Annotated in this window: 19 protein-coding genes and 1 other RNA gene; 10 read left to right on the top strand and 10 right to left on the bottom strand. The window is 62.9% G+C overall.

All coding sequences use genetic code 11. The annotated features are described in order from the left end of the window. Nucleotides 1–889: 889 nt before the first annotated feature. Nucleotides 890–3,931, bottom strand: a complete 3,042-nt coding sequence (gene polA, locus NEZ08_RS05760; RefSeq protein ID WP_298105030.1) for a DNA polymerase I — start codon at nt 3,929–3,931, stop codon at nt 890–892. Between the two features lie 65 nt (nt 3,932–3,996). Beyond that, nucleotides 3,997–4,845: a LysR family transcriptional regulator gene (locus NEZ08_RS05755; RefSeq protein ID WP_298105018.1), complete on the bottom strand. Its 849-nt coding sequence runs from the start codon at nt 4,843–4,845 to the stop codon at nt 3,997–3,999. A 97-nt stretch (nt 4,846–4,942) separates the two neighbouring features. Here NEZ08_RS05755 and NEZ08_RS05750 point away from each other — a divergent pair, with 97 nt between their 5' ends. Further along, complete coding sequence (locus NEZ08_RS05750; protein WP_298105016.1) at nt 4,943–5,914, top strand: quinone oxidoreductase; 972 nt, start codon at nt 4,943–4,945, stop codon at nt 5,912–5,914. A 42-nt stretch (nt 5,915–5,956) separates the two neighbouring features. Here the strand turns inward: NEZ08_RS05750 and NEZ08_RS05745 are convergent, their stop codons facing one another. Then, nucleotides 5,957–7,024: an acyltransferase family protein gene (locus NEZ08_RS05745; protein ID WP_298105013.1), complete on the bottom strand. Its 1,068-nt coding sequence runs from the start codon at nt 7,022–7,024 to the stop codon at nt 5,957–5,959. A 176-nt stretch (nt 7,025–7,200) separates the two neighbouring features. Between NEZ08_RS05745 and NEZ08_RS05740 the strand changes: the two genes are divergently transcribed. From NEZ08_RS05740 to NEZ08_RS05725, 4 genes are all read left to right on the top strand, one after another. Then, a complete protein-coding gene (locus NEZ08_RS05740) occupies nt 7,201–8,520 on the top strand; it encodes a UDP-glucose/GDP-mannose dehydrogenase family protein (RefSeq protein WP_298105010.1) in 1,320 nt (439 codons plus the stop codon). A gap of 117 nt (nt 8,521–8,637) precedes the next feature. Further along, a complete protein-coding gene (gene hrpB / locus NEZ08_RS05735; RefSeq protein WP_298105007.1) occupies nt 8,638–11,133 on the top strand; it encodes an ATP-dependent helicase HrpB in 2,496 nt (831 codons plus the stop codon). A gap of 156 nt (nt 11,134–11,289) precedes the next feature. Continuing rightward, nucleotides 11,290–11,808, top strand: coding sequence for a TIGR02281 family clan AA aspartic protease (locus NEZ08_RS05730; protein ID WP_298105004.1), 519 nt, complete (start codon nt 11,290–11,292; stop codon nt 11,806–11,808). A gap of 130 nt (nt 11,809–11,938) precedes the next feature. Beyond that, nucleotides 11,939–13,438, top strand: a complete 1,500-nt coding sequence (locus NEZ08_RS05725; protein WP_298105001.1) for a phosphomannomutase/phosphoglucomutase — start codon at nt 11,939–11,941, stop codon at nt 13,436–13,438. 43 nt (nt 13,439–13,481) lie between these two features. On the opposite strand, the gene NEZ08_RS05720 is transcribed toward NEZ08_RS05725, so the two are convergent. The 6 genes from NEZ08_RS05720 to NEZ08_RS05695 form a co-directional block, all read right to left on the bottom strand. Beyond that, nucleotides 13,482–14,951 (bottom strand): methyl-accepting chemotaxis protein, encoded by a 1,470-nt coding sequence (locus NEZ08_RS05720; protein ID WP_298104999.1) that lies wholly within the window; start codon nt 14,949–14,951, stop codon nt 13,482–13,484. Nucleotides 14,952–14,962: 11 nt separating this feature from the next. Further along, a complete protein-coding gene (locus NEZ08_RS05715; RefSeq protein ID WP_298104996.1) occupies nt 14,963–15,301 on the bottom strand; it encodes a hypothetical protein in 339 nt (112 codons plus the stop codon). A 163-nt stretch (nt 15,302–15,464) separates the two neighbouring features. Further along, nucleotides 15,465–15,968, bottom strand: coding sequence for an Lrp/AsnC family transcriptional regulator (locus NEZ08_RS05710; RefSeq protein ID WP_298104993.1), 504 nt, complete (start codon nt 15,966–15,968; stop codon nt 15,465–15,467). A gap of 76 nt (nt 15,969–16,044) precedes the next feature. Then, complete coding sequence (locus NEZ08_RS05705) at nt 16,045–17,013, bottom strand: sugar kinase (protein WP_298104991.1); 969 nt, start codon at nt 17,011–17,013, stop codon at nt 16,045–16,047. A 45-nt stretch (nt 17,014–17,058) separates the two neighbouring features. Further along, nucleotides 17,059–18,024 carry an NAD(+) diphosphatase gene (gene nudC, locus NEZ08_RS05700; protein ID WP_298104988.1) on the bottom strand — a complete coding sequence of 322 codons (966 nt, stop codon included), beginning with the start codon at nt 18,022–18,024 and terminating at the stop codon, nt 17,059–17,061. Between the two features lie 7 nt (nt 18,025–18,031). Further along, nucleotides 18,032–18,457: an HIT domain-containing protein gene (locus NEZ08_RS05695; protein ID WP_298104985.1), complete on the bottom strand. Its 426-nt coding sequence runs from the start codon at nt 18,455–18,457 to the stop codon at nt 18,032–18,034. 105 nt (nt 18,458–18,562) lie between these two features. Between NEZ08_RS05695 and ffs the strand changes: the two genes are divergently transcribed. The 5 genes from ffs to NEZ08_RS05670 all read left to right on the top strand — a co-directional run bounded on the left by ffs (nt 18,563) and on the right by NEZ08_RS05670 (nt 22,007). Continuing rightward, nucleotides 18,563–18,659, top strand: an RNA gene (ffs, locus tag NEZ08_RS05690) — signal recognition particle sRNA small type. A gap of 100 nt (nt 18,660–18,759) precedes the next feature. Continuing rightward, nucleotides 18,760–20,583, top strand: a complete 1,824-nt coding sequence (locus NEZ08_RS05685) for a DNA polymerase III subunit gamma/tau (protein ID WP_298104982.1) — start codon at nt 18,760–18,762, stop codon at nt 20,581–20,583. Between the two features lie 20 nt (nt 20,584–20,603). Continuing rightward, complete coding sequence (locus NEZ08_RS05680; protein ID WP_298104980.1) at nt 20,604–20,924, top strand: YbaB/EbfC family nucleoid-associated protein; 321 nt, start codon at nt 20,604–20,606, stop codon at nt 20,922–20,924. Nucleotides 20,925–20,942: 18 nt separating this feature from the next. Beyond that, entirely contained in the window at nt 20,943–21,548 is a 606-nt protein-coding gene (gene recR / locus NEZ08_RS05675) for a recombination mediator RecR (protein WP_298104978.1), read from the top strand. A gap of 21 nt (nt 21,549–21,569) precedes the next feature. Continuing rightward, nucleotides 21,570–22,007: a hypothetical protein gene (locus NEZ08_RS05670; RefSeq protein ID WP_298104975.1), complete on the top strand. Its 438-nt coding sequence runs from the start codon at nt 21,570–21,572 to the stop codon at nt 22,005–22,007. Nucleotides 22,008–22,009: 2 nt separating this feature from the next. On the opposite strand, the gene NEZ08_RS05665 is transcribed toward NEZ08_RS05670, so the two are convergent. After that, nucleotides 22,010–23,380 carry an MFS transporter gene (locus NEZ08_RS05665; RefSeq protein WP_298104972.1) on the bottom strand — a complete coding sequence of 457 codons (1,371 nt, stop codon included), beginning with the start codon at nt 23,378–23,380 and terminating at the stop codon, nt 22,010–22,012. Between the last annotated feature and the right edge of the window lie 34 nt (nt 23,381–23,414).

Here is a 23,414-nt window from a genome sequence, read left to right as displayed (position 1 = left end):
AAGGCGACGTAGATCCGGCGGTCGTGCAACGAAGGTCAATGTTCTTACCCGGGGAGATCTCGCCCTGCGTCTGAAAGGGCGACATGGGTCGCAAGACCTGTGGAGCGAGAAGTCAGCAGAGGCCGTAGTGTGTGCTGGGTAGCGTATGAGTCAGGAGGGTTAAAGTCCTTCCAGCGCTCGGATGAGGGGCGTTGTATCCGAAGGCAGGGGTAATGCCTTGCCGGCCAGCGACGCAAGCCGTTGGAGGACAGGGTGTCCGGAGCGATCCGGAATCCGAAGAGTCTGAGGAGAAGTATCGGGCTGTAATCAATGGGGGGCGACCCCGATGATGAACAGGTCGGCCAAAGATGGGGCAAGGTCGAGCCCGCACTATGGGGGCGAAGGCGTTACTCATTCACCCATCGTACCAAGGTGTTTGCTGACGGCACGATACGGAAGATTCATGCGTGACCCCAGGAGACCTGTCTGTGTCCCGGCCAGCCAACCCGGGTAAGCAACCCTATAAGCGGAAGCGAAGTGGGAAGTGATGCACAGGCAGGAGTCGGAGAACGTAGTAGTACCTAAAGCGCGAGACGAACAACTCGCGTGACCAGCAATGGCGGATCGAGAGTGGTCCGGGGAAGGACGTTCGTGAAAGGATCGAGGCAGGGTACGTCGAGATAGATGAGCAAGAAGCGTGAAGATGGAAACTTCCTTTTGTGAAAAACCCGAACGTCACGCTTCGAGGAGACTATCCGATCATCTGGTCCTCGAAGGTCGGAAGAAAGCTGGGAGTTCCGTCCCTGACAAGCTAACCTCAACCCATCGAACCGCCCGGTGCGGATCCGCATGCCGGGTGGTGTGGCAGGGGACGCGGATGACCTCCGCGCCCCTATGCCGATTGCCTCCGCTAATGCGCCTCGTCCCAGTTGTCCGCCGCGCGGGCATCGACATGCAGCGGCAGCGACAGGATCACGCCCGGGAACGGCGCGTTTTCCATGACGTGCCGGACCACCGGCAGCGTCGCCGCCACTTCCTCATCGGGCACCTCGAAGATCAGCTCGTCATGCACCTGTAGCAGCATTTGTGCCGACAGCTTCTTTTCGGCCAGCGCCTCTTCCATGTGGGTCATGGCGCGGCGGATGATGTCGGCGGCGGTGCCCTGAAGCCTTGCGTTGATGGCGGCGCGCTCGTTGAAGGCGCGGACCGAGGCGTTGGAAGCCTTGATGTCGGGGTAATGGCATTTCCGGCCGAACAGCGTCTCGACATAACCATGGGTGCGGCAGAAATCGCGCGTCTCATCCATATAGGCGCGGATGCCCGGGAAGCGCTCGAAATATTTCTTGATATAGGCGGAGGCCTCCTCGCGGGCGATGCCGAGCTGGTTGGCAAGACCGAAGGCCGAGATGCCGTAGATGATGCCGAAGTTGATCGCCTTGGCACGCCGGCGCACCTCGCCCGGCATATCCTTGACCGGCACGCCGAACATTTCCGATGCCGTCATCGCGTGAATGTCAAGGCCATCGCGGAATGCCTGCTTGAGGACGGGAATGTCGGCGATCTCCGCCAGCAACCGCAGCTCGATTTGAGAGTAGTCCGCCGACACCAGCTTGTGGCCGGGTGAGGCAATGAAGGCGCGGCGGATCTTGCGGCCGTCTTCGGTGCGCACCGGAATGTTTTGCAAATTCGGCTCGTTCGACGACAGCCGTCCCGTAGTGGTTGCCGCCAGCGCGTAGGTGGTGTGTACGCGATGGGTGTCGGGATGCACATAGGTCGGCAGCGCGTCGGTATAGGTTGATTTCAGTTTCGAGACCTGCCGCCACTCCAGAATTTTCTTCGGAAGCTCGTGGCCCTGCTCGGCGAGATCGTCGAGGATTTGCGCCGAGGTCGACCACGCGCCGGTCTTGGTCTTTGTGCCGCCGGGAATGCCCATCTTGCCGAAGATGATGTCGCCGATCTGCTTCGGGCTGCCGACATTGATCGGCTCGCCCGCGATCTCCTGGATCTCGGCTTCGACCCGCGCGGCCGTTTGCGCGAACTCGCCGGACAGACGGGATAGCACCTGCCGGTCGATAGAGATGCCGCGCCGCTCCATCCGCGCCAGCACGGCAACCAGCGGCCGTTCCAGCAGCTCATAGACCGTGTTCATGCGTTCAGCGACAAGGCGCGGCTTCAGCACCCGCCACAGCCGCAAGATCATGTCGGCATCTTCGGCCGAATATTCGGTCGCACGTTCGATTCCGACCTGATCGAAGCTCAGCCTGCTCTTGCCGCTGCCGGTCAATTCGCCGCGCGTGATGGTGGTGTGGCCGAGCCAGCTTTCGGAGAGCCTGTCAAGCTCGTGCGAACCGCGACCGGCATCCAGCGCATAACTCATCAATTGGGCATCGTCGGTGTTGCGAAGCGTGATGCCGGCCTGGGCCAGCATCACGGCGCCGAATTTGATGTTGAAGCCGATCTTGAGAATACCAGCCGATTCCAGCAGCGGCCGCAACGCTTCGAGCGCCTCCGTCAGTTTGATCTGGTCAGGGGCGAGGCCGGCGGCGAAAAGCCCATTGCCATCACCGGCCTGCTTGTGGCCGAGCGGAACATAAGCCGCGTCATTGGGCGCCAGCGCCAGCGCGATGCCGGTGATGTCAGCCTTCATCGGATCTTCGGAATTTGCCTTGACCTCGAAAGCAAATTGGCCGGCCTCATGCGCGCGTGCGAGCCAGGCCTTGAGGTCCGCCAGCGTGCGGATGGTCCGGTATTTCGCGCGATCGACCGGCGTGTTGCGCGCCTCTTCGGCGCGCGACGCCGCGAGCGCCTTCGGCGAGCCTTTCCGGCTCGATGCCTTGTCCCCTCTGTCGCCAGGCTTGGCTGGTGGCGCGCCCGCTTTGCCCCTTGGCGACGGCTTATCGGCAAAGAGGCCGCCCCGATCGGCTCCGCCTACATTACCGGATTCATCCACTCTTTCGGCGAGCGGCAGCGGCGAAAACACGCCGGCTTTGCCCACATCGGCCTGCACGTCCGCGGGATTGATCTGCGAATATTCGGCGACGCGGCGGGTGAGGGTGGAAAATTCCATTGCCTTCAAAAAGGCGATCAGCTTGCGCGCATCCGGCTCGTGTATCGCCAACTCGTCCAGCGGCACCTCAAGCTCGACCTTGTCGTCGAGAAGTACCAGTTGGCGCGAAATGCGTGCCCTTTCGGCATTCTCGATCAGCGCCTCGCGCCGCTTCGGCTGCTTGATCTCGCCGGCACGTTTCAACAGTCCTTCGAGATCGCCATATTCGACGATCAGCTGCGCCGCGGTCTTGATGCCGATGCCGGGTACGCCGGGCACGTTGTCGGTGGAGTCACCGGCCAGCGCCTGCACCTCGACCACTTTGTCCGGCGGCACGCCGAACTTCTCGATCACCTCGGCAACGCCGATACGGCGGTCCTTCATGGTGTCGAACATCGTCACCTTGTCGTCGACGAGCTGCATCAGATCCTTATCCGACGACACAATGGTCGTGGTGGCGCCGCGCTCGCTGGCCTGCCTTGCATAGGTCGCGATCAGATCGTCGGCCTCAAAACCGATCTGTTCCAGGCACGGCAGATCGAAGGCACGTACTGCATCGCGGATCAATGCGAATTGCGGAATAAGGTCGTCCGGTGCCGGCGGCCGGTGCGCCTTGTAATCGGGATAAAGCTTGTTGCGGAAGGTGATCTCTGACTTGTCGAAGACGATGGCCAGATGGGTCGGCCGGTTGTCCGGCGGCATGTCGCGCAACAGCTTCCACAGCATGTTGCAGAAGCCGAGCACGGCATTGACCTGCAATCCATCGGATTTGCGATTCAGCGGCGGCAGCGCGTGATAGGCGCGAAAAATGTATGAGGAGCCGTCAACCAGAAACAGATGATCGCCCTTGGCGAGGGCTTTGGCGGTGACAGGTTTGGGAGCGGCTTTCGGAGAGGATTTTGGCATGCCGGCAATGTAGGGATTTTTGCGCCTGTTGGCACCCGTTTCCCCCGCATCGCGCACGGGATTTTTCATGACCTCAGGCAATTCGCCAGAAATTCCATCACGGCGCGCACCGCCGGGACTTGGCGCAGGTCGCGATGGACCGCAAGCCAGACGTCACGGCTGAGCGGCTTCTGCGCCACTGCAAAGCGCTTGAGCCCTGGATCGCTGTCGCCGAGGTAGTGGGGCAAGGCGGCGACGCCAAGGCCGGAGCGCGCGGCGGCGACCTGGGTTTCGAGATCGTTGGTACGCAGCACGACCTCGCGCTCGCCGATGATTCCGCGCAACCAGACCTCCTGCGGCGAGGTGGCCATCGAGGCGTCATAGCCGATAAAGGCCAGCGCATGCGGCGCCGTCTTTTCCAGATAGGCCGGAGAGCCGTAAAGGCTGAAGCCGAAGCTCCCGAGCTTGCGCACGAACAGGCCGGCCTCAACCGGGCGCATCAGCCGCAGCGCAACGTCCGCCTCCCGGCGGCCGAGCGAAGCCCGGCGCTTCTCGCCGATCAGCTTGATCCGAATGCCGGGGTGCTGCGATCGCAGCCGCACCAGTTGTGGCGCAATCACCGAGCTGGCGAAATTCGGCGGGGCGCTGATCGTGACATCGCCGTCCAGGCCGGGCTTTGTCGCCTGTGCCGCGCGCCCCACCGCGAACGCGGCTTCTTCCATGGGAATCGCGACCTCGGCGATGCGCTTTCCGTCAGCGGTGAGCGACGTCGCGCGCGAGCGGCGGTCGACCAGCTTCAGTCCGGTCGATTCCTCCAGCGCCGCCACCCGCCGCGCAACTGTAGCATGATCGACGCCGAGGGAGCGGGCCGCGGCCGACAGCGTTCCTTCCCGGGCGAGGGTGATGAAATGGTGGAGATCTTCCCAGTCGGTCATTGTGCAAAATCTCACATTGAAGGTGCAGGTTTGGGGAATTTCGCATATTCGGCCGCGCCGCCATAATCGTTTTCCGAGCAAATCGAAAGGAAAAACCATGACCAATGTCGTTCGCGTCAGGACACCGGGAGGGATCGAGCAGTTTGAGATCGCCGAGATCGAACTGCCGCCGCTCGCAGCCGAAGAGGTACGCATCCGCCAGACCGCCATCGGCGTCAATTTCGTCGATGTCTACCAGCGCATGGGCCTCTATCCGATGCCGCCGGCCAACATTCCCGGCGTCGAGGGCGTGGGCGTCGTCGTGGCGATTGGTTCTGGCGTCACGTCGGTCAAGGCCGGCGATCGCATCGCCTATGCGGGCGCGCCGGTCGGGGCGTATGCGGCGGAACGTAATCTGCCGGCGTGGCGGGCGGTCAAGCTGGGGGATGCGTTATCCGACGAAGCCGTAGCCTCGTCCTTCGTCAAGGCGATTACCGCGCACATGCTGCTCCATCGGGTCTATCCCGTGGCTGCAGGCACGACATTGCTGGTGCACAGCGCCGCTGGCGGCCTCGGGCAGCTATTGACGCGCTGGGCCAGCCTTCTCGGCGCAACCGTGGTCGCTGCTGTCGGTTCGGCAGCCAAGGCCGAGATCGCGCGTCAGGCGGGCGCGCGGCATGTCATCGTCGGCCGAGACGCTGATTTTGCGCAGGCTGTCGGAGACATCACCGGCAAGCGCGGCGTCGATGTCGCCTATGACGGTGTCGGCGGCGCGACGCTCGCCAGGACGCTCGCCTGCGTGCGGCCGTTTGGCGTGGTGGCAAGCATCGGCCAGACCGCCGGGCCGATTCCGCCGGTCGATGTCAGCGATCTCGGGCCTCGCCGCAGCATCTCGCTCGCCCGGCCGAGTGTGATGGCTTACATGAATGAGACGGAGGCCTATCGTTTAGCGGCCGAGGCGGTGCTCACCGGGATCGAAAGCGGGATACTCAGGGTTTCCGGGCAGTCCTATCCCCTAAGCGAAGCCGCGCGTGCACACGCCGATCTGGAATCCGGCCGCACCTCCGGAGCGCTCTATCTCACGCCCTAGTTCCGATGCGAATTTCAAATTCGCCGCACGAGCATCGGGTAATCATTCCGCGGCCTGTAGCGCGGGGCCCGGCTTCCTTGGCGCGATCCAAAATGCGTCGGGGCGTTCGAACAGGAAGTTCGCCCCGGACTTGAGAGCGATCTGCCAGATGGCAAGTGCGCCGAACAGGCCTGCGGCTGTAACCATCAGCGACATCACGCCGATATCCTGGACAAGGCCGGTATGCAGCAGCAGCGTTCGCGTCGCCGCCATCGGCAGGAAGAAGGCCAGATAGATCACGATCGAGTGCTCGCCGCAGAAGCGCAAGGATTTGAGCCAGCTCATGTGCGCGAGCAGCGTGCCGATGGTGACGATGGCGCAAGCGCCGGAAATACCAAGGAACAACGAGATGAGCGGCAATTCGCTCAGGCCGAACTGCACCAGGCTCTCATTGAGCAAAGCCCAGAGCGCCAGTGCCGCGAGCCCAAGGAGCGGTTCTTGCCGCGCCCGATTCGACAAGGCGAATACCTGGCCGGCGAACCAATAGCCGGTATAGAAATAGACAAACCGCGCGCCGAATTCATCGATCGCAGTCCAGCCGGTCGAGTAGTGGGCCATTTCGAGCAGCGCGGCGACGCTCCAGATCAGCAGCGGCGGCCAGCGGCGCGTCGCCTTCGCCACGACGAAGAAGATCGGTAGTTCGTAGATGAACCAGAGTGTGCCGAACGGTTCGATGAAAGATTCGAGATAGAGATATCCGGCGTGCGTCCAACTCGATTCAGCAGCAAAGGCGGGTGCCTTGAAGCCAAACTGGATGGTGACCCAGAGCACGTAGAAGTACGCGAAGTGCACCACCTTGCGGTCGAGATAGGTGCGCCAGTCGCGATCGATGACGAGCGGCAGAAAGAGGCCGGAGATCATGAAGAAATCCGGCATCCGGAACGGTTTGGCAAATGCGACCACGGCATGCATGAAGCCGGTCTTGCCGGCAGCCAGTTCCACACCCAGGACCGAATGCATCATCACCACCATGACGATGCAGATGCCTTTGGCATAGTCGACCCAGTCGACCCGGCCGGAATGGGGCAGGGCAGAGGGCCTTAGAGCGGCAGATGTGCCGTCTGGTGTCATGGCTGTCCCTTTCCGGAGCGGCTTTGGCGCATCCTCGGGCGGATCGGTTTCTTTCTCCTTTACTCACGCAAATGACATGCCATTGTCATGATTGCGTTCTGTTTTTTCTTTGTCGTGAAATGCTTTAAGACGCTTTTCGCGAATCGTCCCGTTAACCAATTTCGACAGGTTGCCAAATGCACATCGCCATGATCGGCACGGGTTACGTGGGGCTGGTGTCAGGGGCCTGTTTTGCGGACTTCGGACATACGGTCACCTGCGTGGACAAGGACGCAGGCAAGATCGCTGCGCTTCGCCGCGGCGAAATTCCGATCTTCGAGCCGGGCCTGGACGTGCTGGTCGCAACCAATGCGAAGGCCGGTCGGCTGAATTTCACCACCGATTTGACCGGGCCGGTGGCCGAAGCGGATGCGGTGTTCATAGCGGTCGGCACGCCATCCCGACGCGGCGACGGCCACGCCGATCTCAGCTATGTCTATGCGGCGGCGCGCGAGATCGCCGCAGTCCTCCAGGGGTTCACCGTGGTGGTCACCAAGTCGACCGTGCCGGTCGGCACAGGCGACGAGGTCGAGCGCCTGATCCGTGAAGCCAATCCCGCAGCCGACGTCGCGGTCGCCTCCAACCCCGAATTCCTGCGCGAGGGGGCCGCCATCCGCGACTTCAAGTTTCCGGACCGCATTGTCATCGGCACTTCGGACGAGCGCGCGCGCAAGGTGCTCGGCGACATCTATCGGCCGCTGTCGCTCAACCAAGGCCCTTTGATGTTCACCGGCCGCCGCACGGCGGAGATGATCAAATACGCCGCCAACGCCTTTCTCGCCACCAAGATCACCTTCATCAACGAGATGGCGGATCTTTCGGAAAAGGTCGGCGCCAACGTGCAGGAAGTGGCGCGCGGCATAGGGCTCGACAACCGCATCGGCACCAAGTTCCTGCATGCCGGTCCGGGCTTCGGCGGTTCGTGCTTTCCCAAGGACACGCGCGCGCTGGTGAAGATCGCGCTCGATCATGATGTTCATCTGCGAATCATCGAAGCGGTGCTCGCCGTCAATGACAACCGCAAGCGCGCGATGGCGCGGAAAGTGTCGGGAGCGGTCGGCGGTAATCTGCGCGGCAAGACGGTGGCCGTGCTTGGCCTCACTTTCAAGCCCGACACCGACGACATGCGCGAGGCGCCGTCGATTCCGCTGGTCACCGGGCTGCTGGACATGGGCGCCAAGGTGCGCGCCCACGACCCGGTCGGCATAGAGATGGCGCGGCGCGAACTGCCGGACATCGAATATTGCGACGATCCTTATCTGTGTGCGCGCGGCGCCGATGCGTTGGTGGTGGTGACCGAATGGGCGCAATACCGTGCGATCGATCTGGATCGCCTCAAGAGCGAACTGGCCCATCCCGTCGTGGTCGATCTGCGCAACGTCTACCGTCCAGAAGACATGGCGGCGCACGGCTTTGTCTATGAAAGCGTCGGTCGGCCGGCCGAAGCGCAGGTTTGATCGCTGGTAATTTCGTCTTGACCGGGCTTGTCCCGGCCATCCACGTCTTGTTTTCTCACGGCAAAGAAAGACGTGGGTGCCTGGCATAAAGCCGGACATGACGAATTGGTGAGAATTTTGTCCGTTAGCTTCGACACGCCGCTTCCCATCGATGCCGTGCTGGACGATCTGGCACGCACGCTGGATGGCCATAGCGTTGCCGTGCTGGTCGCCCCGCCCGGCGCCGGCAAGACCACGCGCGTGCCGCTGGCGTTACTCGATGCGCCTTGGGCCAAGGACAAGAAGATCGTCGTTCTGGAGCCGCGGCGGATCGCGGCGCGAGCCAGCGCCGAGCGCATGGCCCGCACGCTGGGCGAGAAGGTCGGCGAAACCGTCGGTTACCGGGTCCGCTTCGGCTCGAAGATTTCCCGCGCCACGCGGATCGAAGTCGTCACCGAAGGAATTTTTGCCCGACAGATCCTCGACGATCCGGAACTGAATGGCGTTGCCGCCGTGCTGTTCGATGAATTTCACGAACGCTCGCTCGACGCCGATCTCGGGCTTGCGCTGGCGCGCGATGCGCAAACCGGGTTGCGCGAAGACCTGCGCATCCTCGTGATGTCGGCCACGCTCGACGGTGCGCGGGTCGCCAAATTGCTTGGCGGAGCGCCGGTTGTGGCCAGCGAAGGCCGCGCCTTTCCGGTCGAAACGCGCTATCTCGGCCGCAAAGCCGATGGACCGGTCGAACGGCAGATGGCAGATGCGATCGCGACCGCGCTGCGCGCCGATCCTGGCTCGGTGCTCGCCTTTCTGCCTGGCGCGGCGGAAATCCGCCGCACCCAGAATTTGCTCAGCGAGCGCATCCACGACGGTTCGATCGAAATCGTCCCGCTGTTTGGCGCGCTCGATGCCTCGGTGCAGGACCGCGCCATTGCGCCCGCCCCTAAAGGCCATCGCAAGGTCGTGCTGGCCACTTCCATTGCCGAAACATCGCTCACCATCGAGGGGATTCGGATCGTGGTCGATTCCGGTCTCGCGCGAGTGCCGCGCTACGAGCCGGACATCGCTTTGACTCGGCTGGAGACCGTACGTGCCTCGCGCGCGGCGGTCGATCAACGCCGCGGCCGTGCCGGGCGTACCGAACCCGGCGTCTGCTACCGGCTGTGGGACGAACCGCAGACAGCCTCGCTTGCCACCTACACTCAGCCGGAAATCCTCAGCGCCGATTTGTCGTCGCTGGTGCTGGACCTCGCGCAATGGGGCGTCAGTGATCCGTCTACACTGGCCTTTCTCGACCCTCCTCCCGCGGCTGCGCTGAAGGAAGGGCGCGAATTGTTGCGCGAACTCGGCGCGCTGGATCCGGACGGGCGGATCACCGACGAAGGCCGAAAGTTACGGGCTCTGGCGTTGCAGCCGCGGCTGGCGCGGATGATCGTCGATTCCCATCGATTGGGCGCGGGCCGCGCCGCGGCCGCAATTGCAGCCGTACTCACGGAGCGTGGTCTCGGCGGCGATCACGTCGATCTTGATGTTCGGCTCGATGCTTTTCGCCGCGATCGTTCGCAGCGGGCCGAAGCGGCACGCCAGCAGGCGCAGCGCTGGGCTTCTCAGGTAGCTGCCAATGACAGCGCGGGAGTGGCTGCCGGCAACGAGCCCCCATCGACCGGCGTGATGCTGGCGCTCGCGTTTCCCGACCGCGTCGCCAGGAATCGCGGCAATGGTAGCTTCGTTCTGGCCAATGGACGCGGTGCGGCCATCGAGCAGACGGCGGCGCTGTCGCGCACGCCCTATATTGCAGTCGCCGAGCTCACCGGTACGGCCATGCAGGGACGCATTCTGCTCGCCGCGCCGATAACGCAAGCAGAGATCGAGGCGCATTTTGCCGATCAGATCGATACCGCGGATGAGGTCTTCTTCGACCGCGGTGCGATGGCGTTGCGGGCGCGGCGCCGAACGACGCTGCACGCGATCACTCTGTCGGAAACGCCATTGGCGATCCAGCCCTCAGCTGAAACCGCGCGAACCTTCGCCGATGGCTTGATCGCCGCCGGCCTCGATCAGCTGCCGTGGACGAAACAGGTCAAGCAATGGCGCGATCGCGTGATGTACCTGCGGACCGCGGAAAAATCGTCTGGTGAAAACCCGTGGCCGGATTTGTCGGACGATGCGCTCAAGGCGCAACGAGAGACCTGGCTGGTACCGGCTCTGCTTGACAAGACGTCATTGAAAGCGTTCTCGGCAAGCGATTTGTTCGACGCGCTGCAGTCGCTCTTAACCTGGTCGCTGCGCGCGCGGTTGGACAAGGAAGCGCCGACGCATTTCGAGGCTCCGACAGGGACGTTGCTGGCGATCGACTACGAGGCCGAACAGGGGCCGACTATTGCGGTGCGCCTGCAGGAATTGTTCGGGCTGACCAGTCATCCCGCGATTGCGCGAGGCGCTATCCCGCTGGTGCTGGAGCTGTTGTCGCCGGCGCATCGTCCGGTGCAGGTGACCCGCGATCTGCCCGGCTTTTGGCGCGGCAGCTATGCGGCAGTTCGCTCCGATTTGCGCGGGCGCTATCCCCGTCACCCCTGGCCGGAGGATCCGGCGAACGCGATGCCAACCCGCAGGGTCAAGCCGAAGGGGACGTGATGCAGTGCGCTGTCGCCCACCTGTAGCGGCCGTTAACCCTTCGCTCATCCTTTTCGCAAAAATTGCAGCTTGCGTGACTGGCCGCCGGTCGAAGTGGCCGCAATAGTTGGCGAACTTCGGACCGGAGCTCCAGCACGCGCATGCAAGAGTGGCGTTATGCGTAACATTACGATCTTTGCTGCGATCATGATCGGTCTCGGCACCTTCATGGCGCAGCTGGCCGACAAGATGGTGCCCGCTCCGGCATCTGCAACGCCGACGGCCAGGCTGGCCGCCGTGGCGGACGCCCCGTCCGATGCCGGCCTCCGCACGCTTAGCATTCCCCACGATGCGCGCGGTCATTTCGCGACCGAAGGGCGGATCGATGGCCAACGGATCGCCTTCATGGTCGACACCGGCGCTTCCGTTGTCGCGCTGAACGAAAGCTCGGCGGCGCGATTCGGGCTGCGTCCGTCGCGCAACGATTATCGGGCGACGGTCTCGACCGCCAATGGCACCGTCAAGGCTGCGCCGACGCGGCTGGCCATGATTGACGTCGGCGGACTGATCGTGCGCGATGTCGATGCGATGGTATTGCCGGATGAAGCGCTGTCGGAGAATCTGCTCGGCTTGTCTTTCCTGTCGAGGCTCAGGCGCTTTGAATATGCCAATGGCAAGATGGTGCTGGAGCAGTAACCATCATGTCGCGCGCGGCTTAAGCGTTCCTCGAATTCGCAGAAATTAACCTCGCGGGGCGGCCTTTCGCCGACCGTCCGCTTTCGCTATGACTTCGGCCATATCGCTGGATCTCGACAAAGGCCGCCGAATGTTTCCAAGACCAAAGCCCGCTCTGGTTCCCAATACCTACGCCTATGAGTCGGAACCGATGGTGAAGGCCACCGGCTTTCGCGAATATGATGCGCGCTGGCTGTTCGGTAAGGAAATCAATTTGATGGGCGTGCAGGCGCTCGGCATGGGGCTGGGTGCGCTGATTGCCGAACTCGGCGTCAAGCAGGAAGTCGTGACCGGTCACGATTTTCGCGGTTATTCGGCCTCGATCAAATACGCGTTGATCTCGGGTCTGCAGGCCGCTGGATGCCGGGTCCATGACATCGGGCTTGCGATGACGCCGATGGCGTATTTTGCGCAATTCGAGCTCGACGTGCCCTGCGTCGCCATGGTGACGGCTTCGCATAACGACAACGGCTGGACCGGCGTGAAGATGGGTGCCAACCGGCCGCTCACCTTCGGCCCTGGCGAGATGAGCCGCCTGAAAGAGATCGTGCTCAACGCCGAGTTCGAAAACAAGGTCGGCGGTTCCTATCAATTCCATCAGAATTTTCCGGCCCGTTATATCGCCGATCTGACCAAGCGCGCCAAGCTCAAGCGTAGGCTGAAGGTGGTCGTCGCCTGCGGCAACGGTACAGCAGGCGCCTTTGCGCCTCAGGTAATGGAAGCGATCGGTTGCGAGGTGATTCCGCTCGACACCGAACTCGACCATACTTTTCCGAAATACAATCCGAATCCGGAAGACATGGAGATGCTGCACGCGATCCGCGATGCGGTGCTCCAGCACAAGGCCGATGTCGGTCTCGGCTTCGATGGCGACGGCGATCGCTGCGGCGTCGTCGACAATACGGGCGAAGAGATCTTTGCCGACAAGGTCGGCGTCATGCTGGCGCGCGACATGTCGGCGATTCACAAGGACGCGCAATTTGTCGTCGACGTGAAATCAACCGGGCTTTTTGTCACCGATCCGGTGCTGCAAAAGCAGGGCGCGAAAACCGTCTATTGGAAAACCGGTCATTCCTACATGAAACGCCGCACCCATGAATTGGGCGCGCTCGCGGGCTTTGAGAAATCCGGCCATTTCTTCTTCAACAAGCCGTTCGGGCGCGGCTATGACGACGGGCTGGTTTCCGCGATCGCGGTGTGTGAGATGCTCGATCGTGCCCCTGGCAAGTCGATGGCGGATCTGAAAAACGACCTGCCGAAGACCTGGTCATCGCCGACCATGTCGCCGCACTGTGCCGACGAAGCCAAGTATGGGGTCGTCGACCAGGTGGTGAAGCATTTCGACGGGCTGAAACAGCGAGGAGAGAAAGTCGCCGGACAACGGATTCGCGACCTCGTTACCGTCAACGGCGTGCGCGTCACCGTCGAGGACGGCAGCTGGGGCCTCGTGCGCGCTTCCTCCAACAAGCCGGAGCTGGTGGTGGTGGTTGAAAGCCCGGTTTCGGAACGGCGCATGCGCGACATGTTCGAGGCGATGGATTCGGTCCTGCGCACCCACGGCGAAGTCGGCGAATACAATCAGAAGATATAAGTCGCGTGCGCCGGTGCGCGCGTCAGTGAAGCCTCGCGCCCGACTAGGCGGCCTTCATCGATCCTATGAAACGATCGACCTCGGTTTTGAGCCGGCCGGACTGCGACGAGAGGCTGTTTGCGGCGTCGAGAAGGCGGCCCGTGGCCGTGCTGGCTTCGTTGGAGGCATTGGTGACGCTGTGGATATTGTCGCTGACTTCCCGCGTGCCGTCGGCGGCCTGCTGCACGTTGCCCGCGATCTCGCGGGTTGCCGAACCCTGCTGATCGACGGCTCCGGCAATCTGGCTGGATATCTCGTCGATCTCCGCGATCGTGCCGACAATGGCCTCTATCGCTTTGACGGCGTCGCCGGTGGCATTCTGAATGCTCAGCACCTGGGCGGAAATCTCTTCCGTTGCCTTGGCAGTCTGATTGGCCAGCGCTTTGACCTCGCTTGCGACGACGGCAAATCCCCGGCCGTGCTCGCCGGCCCGGGCGGCCTCGATAGTGGCGTTCAGGGCGAGAAGGTTGGTCTGGCTTGCGATGTTCTGGATCAGCGTTACGACTTCGCCAATCTTCTGCGTCCCGCTCGCCAATCCTTCGACCACGGAGTTGGTGCGCTTTGCTTCTTCGGCGGCTTTGCCGGCGATCCCGGCTGAGCGGGCGACCTGCTCGGCGATCTCGCCGATCGAGGCTGTCAGTTCCTCGGTTGCGGAGGCGACGGTGGCGACGTTCGTCGAGGCGCGGGTCGATGCGCCGGCCACTGTGGCCGCTTGCTCCGTCATGGCGCGGCTGTTGCCGGTAATCGCGGTCGACAGTTCCTGGACTTCCCTGGCGGCTACCGCAACGGACTCGACGATATGTCCGATTGTGCGCTCGAAGTTCGAAGCGAGTTCGCGCATGGCGCCTTCGCGCTCCCGCTTGGCATGTTGTTCAGCCTCGCGCCGTTCGGCATTGGCCCGCGCCTCAGCGGCGCTGGCAGCTTCAGCTTCCGACGTCTTCTGTTCTGCCGTCTCGAAAAGGTTCGCGAGCTTGTGGGCCAGCCCGGCGAGAACAGCAGTTTCAATGAGGAGAATGGCGGCGTGAAACACCACCCGCCCCAGATTTGCACCGCCAGGAAAGATCGCCGCGGGCAGCAGGAAGTTGAGGGTCAAGTGGTGCAACGCGACCGCCACGGTCCCGGCCAAGACTGGACGATAGTCGCAATAGGCGACGAGACAGGCCAGCGCCGCGAAGAAATACATGTGCACGTCGATCTGCCAGGCGTGACTGGCAAACTGGTAGGCGAAGACCGAGACATCGGCCATCAGCGCCACCGCGATGACAAGGCGCGTCGAAAGTTCGTTGCCTGCCGTGCGCCAGGACAGCGTTGCTGCTGCCGCCATTGTGATGGTCAGGCTGACGGGCAGAAACCATTCCTTGCCGAGTATCAGGCTGATGCTCAGGCAAATTGGAACATGCAGCCAGAGCAGGCCGAGCAGGGCCCGACTGGTCGTTTCACGCAATGTCTTCAAATCCTGGCTTGCAGCAATCATTTTCGAGTCCCTTACCCTTTCAAGGTCAAGCAGGCCGCAACGGCCCGGGGGTCAATTGCAAACCAGGCGCCGGATTGGTGCAGCCGCGCCAATCCTGAATGACTGTCGGGTCGAACGACCAGAATGGCCGGGATAGCGGTCGTCCTGATAAACTCGGCGTTGGCTGTTGCGGCGGCCTGGAACGCCTGTTTTGCGCTCCACCAGGGTGGAAACACGACTGCAACGACTTCGGTGTCGGCGCGGATCCGAACCGAGAGCGCGGCGATAAAAATCCAGCTCGAAAGCAGCAGGACGGTGGCGTTCAACCACGCTGGCGGACGGCGGGCGATATGACTGCTTTCGTGCGCCATCTCCGCAAGCTAGCGTGACAAAGCTAATTGCGAGTAAATTTTCCGAGTGGCCGTGAAAAATTCATCAGCCAAAACAACAGGTTGCGTCAGAGAAATGGGAGCCGTAGCGGTTGTGCTGACAAACGTCTGCCGGTTGGGAGCACGATTCAGACTTGGTCCTTAATTAATTCGCCGGCACCGGGAGCGCCGTGACCGACTTGATCTTTTCCATTGCAAAGCGCGACGTCACATTCTTCAGAGGTACGGCACCGATCAGCTTCTTGTAGAACACGTCGTAGCTCTGCATGTCGGCCGTCACGACCCGCAGCATGTAATCGACGTCGCCCGCCATCCGGTAAAATTCCATCACCTCAGGCATCGCAGAAACGGCCTCGGCGAATTTCCGCAGCCAGGCTTCGGAGTGGTCCGCGCTTTCGACTGAAACGAACACAGTGATGCCAAGCCCGATCTTGTTCTGATCGACCAGGGCCACGCGGCGCAAGATCACGCCGTCGGCCTCCAGGCGCTGGATTCGCTTCCAGCACGGGGTCGAGGAAAGCCCGACCCGGTCGCCGATCTCGGCGACTGACAGCGAGGCGTCTTGTTGCAGAACGCCGAGGATCTTGCGGTCGATGGCATCGAGCCTGCGGTTCGGCTCGGTGGCGGCGGGAATGGCAACCTCGGTCATCGCAGAAGAACTTTCTTCCAATTGTCAGGATTATAACCCTGATATATAGAAAATTCTTCTAGTTCAAGCCCCGTTCCTACGGCATCCCCACCGGTGGCGGCGGCCGCTGCCCGCCTAAAAGCGCTTCAACTTCAGCGCGCTGCGGGGCGGCAAAGGCGCCGCCAAACCGCGTGCATTTTAGCGCTGCGGCCGCCGAAGCGAATTGCAGGGCCGCGCGCAGATCCTGGCCTTCAGTGATCGCCAGCGCAAAGGCGCCGTGGAACACGTCTCCCGCGCCCAGCGTGTCGACGGTGTGTACCGGGAAGGCCGGCGTTTGCCGCAGGTTTTGGTCCTCATCGAGCCAGATCGTGCCCTGTGCGCCGCGAGTGCCCGCCAGGAAGGATGGGGTTAGTTTTGCGATCCTCTTCAGCGCCTCGCCGTCATCGGCGACGCCGGCCGTCTCCTGCAACGGCTCGCTGGAGAAAATCAGGTGCGAGGATGCCGTGAGAAGTCCTTCCCGGAGCGACATCGCGCGGTCGACATCGACGATCACCGGAATGCCGCGCCGCGTGGCTTCCGCGCAAAGATCGGTGCAGAAGTTGGCACAGCGACTTTCGGCCAGGATGGCGTCGCAGTCCTCGAGAAGGAGATCGGTGTCGGGCAGGCGAACATTCCACAGTTCCGGGTCGCGGAAGGTCACGATGGTGCGCTCGCCGGTGGGGTCGATCATGATGTTGGAAATTGGCGTCACCAGCCCCGGTATGTGCACCAGGTGTCTGGTTTCGATGCCTTCCTCCGCCATTTTCTCGAAAATGTAGCGCGACGTCGTCTCGCGCTCATCGCCCATCGGACCGCAGATCGAAGCGCGGCCACCGAGCCGGGCAATCCCGATCGCGCCATTGAGCGCATTGCCGCCGCAGATTTCATCGAAATGCGTCGCGTGTTCCTTGGATCCGCGCGCCGGCAGCCCGGGCACGCGAAACGTCAGGTCGCGCACCGGCATGCCGATACAGAGAATCCGTGGGGGCTTCCCCGTGGCAGTCGGATTTGGGGCAGCGTTGGTCATGCTTGTTCCGGAGGTGTTCTTGGAATGGAGGCCTAACGACGGCAGTCACGGGTGGTTCCCGCCACGACCGATCGGCGGCCCGTCGTGCACCCATCTTGCGAGCAGATGGTGCGCGATCGCAAACGGATGCGGGCCGGCCAACCCCTGAGGATGTTCGCGCTTGATCATCAGGGTCGCTTCCGCGCGATCGAACCAGCGCGCGTCTTCCAGTTCGGTGCGATCGACGACGATATCCTCGTTCAATGCGCGTGCCGTGCACCCCACCATGAGAGAGGAGGGATAAGGCCAGGGCTGGGTCATGTAGTACTGGACGTCCGTGCAGCGAATGCCGGATTCCTCGAAGATTTCGCGGCGAACCGCGTCCTCGATCGTCTCCGCCGCTTCGACGAAGCCGGCGAGACATGAGTACATCCCCGGCATGAAGTGCTTCTGCCGGCCGAGCAGGACCTTGTCGCCTGACGCTACCAGCATGATCACGACGGGATCGGTGCGGGGAAAATGTTCGGTCTTGCAGTTCGGGCAGTCGCGCTTCCAGCCGCCTTCCTTCAGTGCCGTGCGGGTACCGCAATTGGCGCAATAGCCGTGGCGCTGATGCCAGTTCACCAGCGATTTTGCCATCGCGACCGCCGACAGCTGATTGGGCGGCACCGCGCCGTGCATGGCCATGCCGCGCAACTCGGTCACGGCGGCGTCATCGCGGGTGAGCAACTGCTCGACCGCTGCCGGCGAAATGCCCATGCCGAAAACAGGCGCGCCCTCCCGGAGGCCAAGAAAAATGGTGCCGGGATTGGCCCCGAATTTCAGCGCCTCCTCCATCGTCAGCAACGCGCGCGGACCGGCTGCCTCCCGCCTCACCACCAGCGAATCGCGATAGACGACATAGGCGCGGGCATCGGGCCGCCGTTCGAGTTCGAGAAGCTTTGCCTCATCGCCACGCAGATGGGCGGCGCGATCGAGGATGTGCGAGACGAAGCCTGGCTGTCCCAGCGGAAACGAATCGAATGCGCTCATGTGTTCTTCAACCTAGCCAGATCTTGCGGCGAAGCGCGCTGATGAACCGCTGGACCTCCTCCGCATCGTGTGCGAGCGGCGGCACAACTCCCCAAACCGGCCGTGGCCAGGCCGCGTCGCTTGAGCGGCGCGCGATAAGGTGCACGTGCAGTTGGGGAACCATGTTGCCGAGCGCTGCGATGTTCAGCTTCTCGCATTTGGTGATTTCTTTCAATGCACGCGCGACGCGGGAAATCTCGGTCATCAGCTGCGCCTGCTCGACCTCGCCGAGGTCGATGATTTCGATGATTTCCGGCCGGCGGGGCACCAGCAGCAGCCAGGGATAATGCGCATCCTTGATGACGAGCACCCGGCAGAGCGGCAGGTCGCCGATGTCGATCGTGTCTTCCTCTAGCCGCGCATGCAGCGACCAGCCGGATTCCTCAGGCGTCATGGATATTCCTCGTCATGCCCGGCCATTATCCCCGATTCTGCACAAGTCCCGCAAACCTCACCCTCCCGCTTGCTTTCCGGGCCGTTTGGCCCCAAATAGGCATCGGGAGATTGGCGGTGGACGAGCCACTCGCCAACCGGGTCAGGTCCGGAAGGAAGCAGCCCTAACGAGGTCCGGATCGGGTCGCTCGTCAGTCTCCTACCCTATTTTGCCGGCGAATAGCGCAAGGTTCTGCGATCAATTCCGCCGAGGTAGCTGTTCCGCAAAGCCAGCTTCGTGGACCATGAATTGCGGACCCATCGATGAATGACGCTGGCGAACCCCTGAGCCCTCACGCTTCCGAAAATGCCGAGCAGGCCGGCCTTAGTCCAGCCGCTCCGGCTTCGGACAACAAGGCCTATCGCGTGCTGGCGCGGAAGTACCGCCCCGCCGGCTTTGAAGACCTGATCGGCCAGGAGGCGGTCGTGCGCACAGTCTCGAACGCGTTCGAGACCGGTCGGATTCCGCAGGCGTGGATTCTCACCGGAGTCCGCGGGGTCGGCAAGACCACCACGGCGCGCATCCTTGCGCGTGCGCTGAATTATGAACTGCCGGATGGATCGGTAAAGGGGCCGACCATTCACATGCCGACGCTTGGCGTGCATTGCCAGGCGATCATGGAAAGCCGGCATATGGACGTCCTGGAAATGGACGCCGCCTCCCATACCGGCGTCGACGATGTGCGACAGATCAACGATAGCGTGCGCTATGCGCCGGCCAGCGCGCGCTACAAGGTCTACATCATCGACGAAGTGCACATGCTCTCGACCGCCGCCTTCAATGCGTTTCTGAAGACGCTGGAAGAGCCGCCGGAGCATGCCAAATTCGTATTTGCCACCACCGAGATCCGAAAGGTTCCGGTCACTGTGCTGTCGCGCTGTCAGCGTTTCGATCTGCGCCGGGTCGAGGCGGACGTGCTGATGGCGCACCTTGCCAACATCTCCGCGAAAGAAGGCGTCGAGTTCGAGCCCGAGGCGCTCGGCATTATCGCGCGCGCGGCGGAGGGCTCGGTGCGCGATTCGCTGTCGCTGCTCGATCAGGCGATCGCGCATGCGGCAGGGCCGGTGCGCGCGGATGCGGTGCGGCAGATGCTGGGCCTCGCGGACCGCACGCGCGTCATCGATCTGTTCGAGAGCCTCGTCCGCGGCGACATCGCAAGCGCCTTCAACGAATTCCGCGAGCAGTACGACACAGGCGCCGATCCGGTCGTGGTGCTGTCGGACCTTGCCGAATTCGTCAACTTCGTCACCCGCGTCAAAATCGTGCCAGCGACTGCCGACAACGTTGCTTTCGGCGAGACCGAGCGCAAGCGCGCACGGGAATTCGCCGCCAGGATTTCGATGCGAGTACTGTCGCGGATGTGGCAGATGCTGCTCAAGGGCATCACCGAAGCACGCGACGCGACGCGTCCTGCGGCGGCCGCGGAAATGGTCCTGGTGCGTATCGCCTATGTTGCGGACCTGCCGACGCCGGACGAGGCGATCCGGATGATCGAGCAGAACGGCGGGGCCTCGCCGGTCGTCGTATCGAGCGCAGCGCGGCCGGCCCCGGCGGCATCGCCTTCCGCGGTGGCAACTTCATCGGTTCGCGCGAGCGCCGCGCCGTCGTTAAGACCTCAGATGGCCGCGCCGCCCCCGGAGCCTCAAAGTGCACCGTCGCTTCGGATAACGAGTTTTCCCCAGCTGGTGGCGCTGGCCGGCGAAAAGCGCGATTTGCTGACCAAGTCCGCACTTGAAGCCGATGTGCGTCTGGTGCGGATCGAGGATGGGCGGCTGGAACTGGCCCTGGAACGCAGCGCGGCACGGACATTGATCAATGAGCTGTCGCGCAAGCTGGAGCAATGGACGGGGCGTCGCTGGACGGTGATCGTGTCCAATGAAGCGGGACAGCCGACGTTGCGGTCGCAGAACGAGGCAGCGAAAAATCAGCGCGAGCGCGCCGCCGAAGCCGATCCGCGGGTGCAGGAAGTGCTGGCGCGATTCCCCGGCGCGAAACTGGTTGAGGTGCGGAGGCTTGCCGCCGAGCTGCCGGAATCCCATTCTGATGGTGATGACCTCGCCGATGGCGGCGACGGCGACGATGCATAGCGATTTCAAAGGAAACGTCGATGGCTGATTTTCTCGGCATGATGAAACAGGCAGCGCAGCTGCAATCGAAGATGCAGGCGATGCAGGACGAACTCGGCCAGCTTGAGGTCGAGGGCATTTCCGGGGGCGGCCTGGTCAGCGTGCGGATGACGGCGAAGATGGAGGTCAAGGCCGTCAAGATCGATCCCTCGCTGATGAAGGCGGAAGAGCGCGAAATCCTCGAGGACCTCCTCGTGACGGCGCATGGCGATGCGCGACGCAAGGCGGAAGTGGCGATGCAGGAAAAGATGCAGGCGCTGACCGGCGGGCTTGGTTTGCCGCCGGGACTGGGGCTCGGATAAGCGGATATTGTCTGAGCTATGGCCGCTGCGGTTGCCGGACCTGAAATCGAACGCCTGATCCAGTTGCTGGCGCGGCTGCCCGGATTGGGACCGCGCTCGGCGCGGCGCGCGGCGCTGCATCTGATCAAGAAACGCGAGGCGCTAATGACGCCGCTTTCCGCGGCGCTCCAGGTCGCGATCGACAAGATCCAGGTCTGCAAGACCTGCGGCAATATCGACACGCAAAATCCCTGCACGGTCTGCACCGATCAGCGACGCGATCCGTCGATCATCGTGGTGGTGGCGGACGTTGCCGACCTCTGGGCGCTCGAGCGCGCCAACGCCACGAGCGGCCTCTATCACGTGCTTGGCGCGACGCTGTCGCCGCTCGACGGCGTCGGTCCGCAGGACCTGACGATCGACGCGCTGGTCAAACGCGCGCACGAGCCGCAGGTCAGCGAGATCATCCTGGCGCTGAATGCGACGGTCGACGGCCAGACCACCGCGCATTATATCACCGACCTCCTGCAAGATGCCAATGTCAGGGTCACGCGGCTCGCCCATGGCGTGCCGGTCGGCGGCGAACTTGATTATCTCGACGAAGGCACGCTCTCGGCGGCCATGCGGCAGCGGACGCTGTTCTAGCCAAAATACGGAAGTGATCGAATGACGAAACGGCGATTCGGCAGACGGCTGGCTTTGGGCGCGGTCATGATGGCGACATTGGCGATGCCGGCGGCGCCCGCACAAGAGGACAATCTTGCGCCTGCGATCGATAACAAGCCGGGGACCCTGATCAAGCCGGGCGATACGCTGTCGGGGCAGTTGAATGCCTTGCGCGGCCATGGCGGCAAGAAGGGCAAGGCGACCTATCAACTCACCAGCGAACCGCACCGCCTGCCGCCGCCGGGCGGACTCTGCAATCTCGAGACCGGGCCAGAGACGTTCCAGATCGTCACCAATAGCGATGCCGATGCCGCCAGGCTGAAAGCATTCGTCGGCAAGGAGGTCTCGCTCAAGGTCGGCGAGGTCGCCTGCGCGGAAGGCGCCGACCAGATGAGCGAAGCCATTGTCACCAGATGGAGCCTGGTGACGAAGCGTTGACGTCAGACCTTGATCGGGCCAAGCACTTTGAAATGGCCGCGCCGTTGCAGGTAAGCCAGCAATATCAGGCTCGGAACCGCGACCACAACGCACATCGCAAAAAACAGCGGCCATCCGGTGGCCTTCGCCACGTAGCCGGCGCTCGCGGACAGATAGGTGCGGCCGACCGCCGCGAGCGCGGTGAGCAGCGCATATTGGGTCGCGGTATGCAGCGGATTGCGGCACAGCGCCGAGAGGTAGGCGACAAAGATCACGGTGCCGATCGCGCTCGTGAAGTTCTCCGCCGTGATGGCGAACACCAGCGCCCAGTGATTGACGCCGACCAGCGCAAGCCACGAAAAAGAGAGATTGGCCATCGCCTGGAGCAGTCCGCCGGTCCACAGGCTCGCCGCCAACGAATAGCGCCGCGCCACGAAGCCGCCGGCAAAACCGCCGATCAGCGTAGCCGCCAGACCAACGCCCTTGACGATGGCGGCATAGTCGTTGCGGGAAAAGCCGAGATCGATCACGAACGGCGCGGTCATGGAGCCGGAAAAGGCGTCAGTGAATTTGAACAGCACCACAAAAGCCAGTGCGGCGAGCGAGTCCTTGCGCTGGATAAATTCCGATAGCGCGCCTGACGCGGCCCGGATGACGCGGGTGAAACCTGTCTCACTGCTGGTCGCCGCCTCCGCGCGAAGGGATGGCTCCGGTTCGCTTGCGGCGAGCGCAGTAATGGTGCCGATTAGCACCAGCACCGCCATCGTCACATAGCCCCAGGCCCATGCCGATGACCGGGCGATGCCGGCAACCTCATAGGCGCTGACGAGAAACAGCGCGCCGGCGGTCGAAACCAGCATGCCGATGCGGTAGGCGGCGACATAGGCGGCCATACCGGCGGCCTGCTCGCTTTCGGGCAGGCTTTCAACGCGAAAGGCATCGACCACGATGTCCTGGGTCGACGACATCGCAGCAACCAGCAGCGCCGCCAAGGCGACGAAGGCGGGCGAGCGCGCTGGATCAGCCAGCGCCAGCAGCAGGATCGAGGCCATCAAGAGGAATTGCGAACACACGAGCCAGCCACGGCGCCTGCCGAAGGCGCGCGTAAGAAACGGCAGGTGCAACGCATCGACCAGTGGCGCCCACAGGAACTTCAACGTGTAGGGCGTGCCGACCAGCGCAAATAGGCCGATGGTGCCGAGGTCGACGCCGGCTTCGCGCATCCAGATCAGAAGCGTCGATCCCGAAAGCGCAAGTGGCAGGCCGGATGAAAAACCGAGCAGCATCACGATCAGCACGCGAGGCTGCAAATAGACCGCAAGGCTATCGCGCCAGGAGGGAGCGGGGTCCTTGGACAATGAGGGCGTTCGTGAGGCGGTATCCGGAGCGTCCATGCCGCGGTGTTAGCAGATTCTGGCCAGAGATGTG

The sequence above is a fragment of the Bradyrhizobium sp. genome (genome assembly GCF_027451485.1).
Classification (GTDB): domain Bacteria; phylum Pseudomonadota; class Alphaproteobacteria; order Rhizobiales; family Xanthobacteraceae; genus Bradyrhizobium.
This window is presented reverse-complemented; position numbering and strand designations above follow the sequence as displayed.

Bases quoted from the DNA above. Each gene is read 5' to 3' on its own strand.
- polA (WP_298105030.1), bottom strand. From the start codon at position 3,931: ATGCCAAAATCCTCTCCGAAAGCCGCTCCCAAACCTGTCACCGCCAAA.
- NEZ08_RS05755 (WP_298105018.1), bottom strand. From the start codon at position 4,845: ATGACCGACTGGGAAGATCTCCACCATTTCATCACCCTCGCCCGGGAA.
- NEZ08_RS05750 (WP_298105016.1), top strand. From the start codon at position 4,943: ATGACCAATGTCGTTCGCGTCAGGACACCGGGAGGGATCGAGCAGTTT.
- NEZ08_RS05745 (WP_298105013.1), bottom strand. From the start codon at position 7,024: ATGACACCAGACGGCACATCTGCCGCTCTAAGGCCCTCTGCCCTGCCC.
- NEZ08_RS05740 (WP_298105010.1), top strand. From the start codon at position 7,201: ATGCACATCGCCATGATCGGCACGGGTTACGTGGGGCTGGTGTCAGGG.
- NEZ08_RS05730 (WP_298105004.1), top strand. From the start codon at position 11,290: ATGCGTAACATTACGATCTTTGCTGCGATCATGATCGGTCTCGGCACC.
- NEZ08_RS05725 (WP_298105001.1), top strand. From the start codon at position 11,939: ATGTTTCCAAGACCAAAGCCCGCTCTGGTTCCCAATACCTACGCCTAT.
- NEZ08_RS05720 (WP_298104999.1), bottom strand. From the start codon at position 14,951: ATGATTGCTGCAAGCCAGGATTTGAAGACATTGCGTGAAACGACCAGT.
- NEZ08_RS05715 (WP_298104996.1), bottom strand. From the start codon at position 15,301: ATGGCGCACGAAAGCAGTCATATCGCCCGCCGTCCGCCAGCGTGGTTG.
- NEZ08_RS05710 (WP_298104993.1), bottom strand. From the start codon at position 15,968: ATGACCGAGGTTGCCATTCCCGCCGCCACCGAGCCGAACCGCAGGCTC.
- NEZ08_RS05705 (WP_298104991.1), bottom strand. From the start codon at position 17,013: ATGACCAACGCTGCCCCAAATCCGACTGCCACGGGGAAGCCCCCACGG.
- nudC (WP_298104988.1), bottom strand. From the start codon at position 18,024: ATGAGCGCATTCGATTCGTTTCCGCTGGGACAGCCAGGCTTCGTCTCG.
- NEZ08_RS05695 (WP_298104985.1), bottom strand. From the start codon at position 18,457: ATGACGCCTGAGGAATCCGGCTGGTCGCTGCATGCGCGGCTAGAGGAA.
- NEZ08_RS05685 (WP_298104982.1), top strand. From the start codon at position 18,760: ATGAATGACGCTGGCGAACCCCTGAGCCCTCACGCTTCCGAAAATGCC.
- NEZ08_RS05680 (WP_298104980.1), top strand. From the start codon at position 20,604: ATGGCTGATTTTCTCGGCATGATGAAACAGGCAGCGCAGCTGCAATCG.
- recR (WP_298104978.1), top strand. From the start codon at position 20,943: ATGGCCGCTGCGGTTGCCGGACCTGAAATCGAACGCCTGATCCAGTTG.
- NEZ08_RS05670 (WP_298104975.1), top strand. From the start codon at position 21,570: ATGACGAAACGGCGATTCGGCAGACGGCTGGCTTTGGGCGCGGTCATG.
- NEZ08_RS05665 (WP_298104972.1), bottom strand. From the start codon at position 23,380: ATGGACGCTCCGGATACCGCCTCACGAACGCCCTCATTGTCCAAGGAC.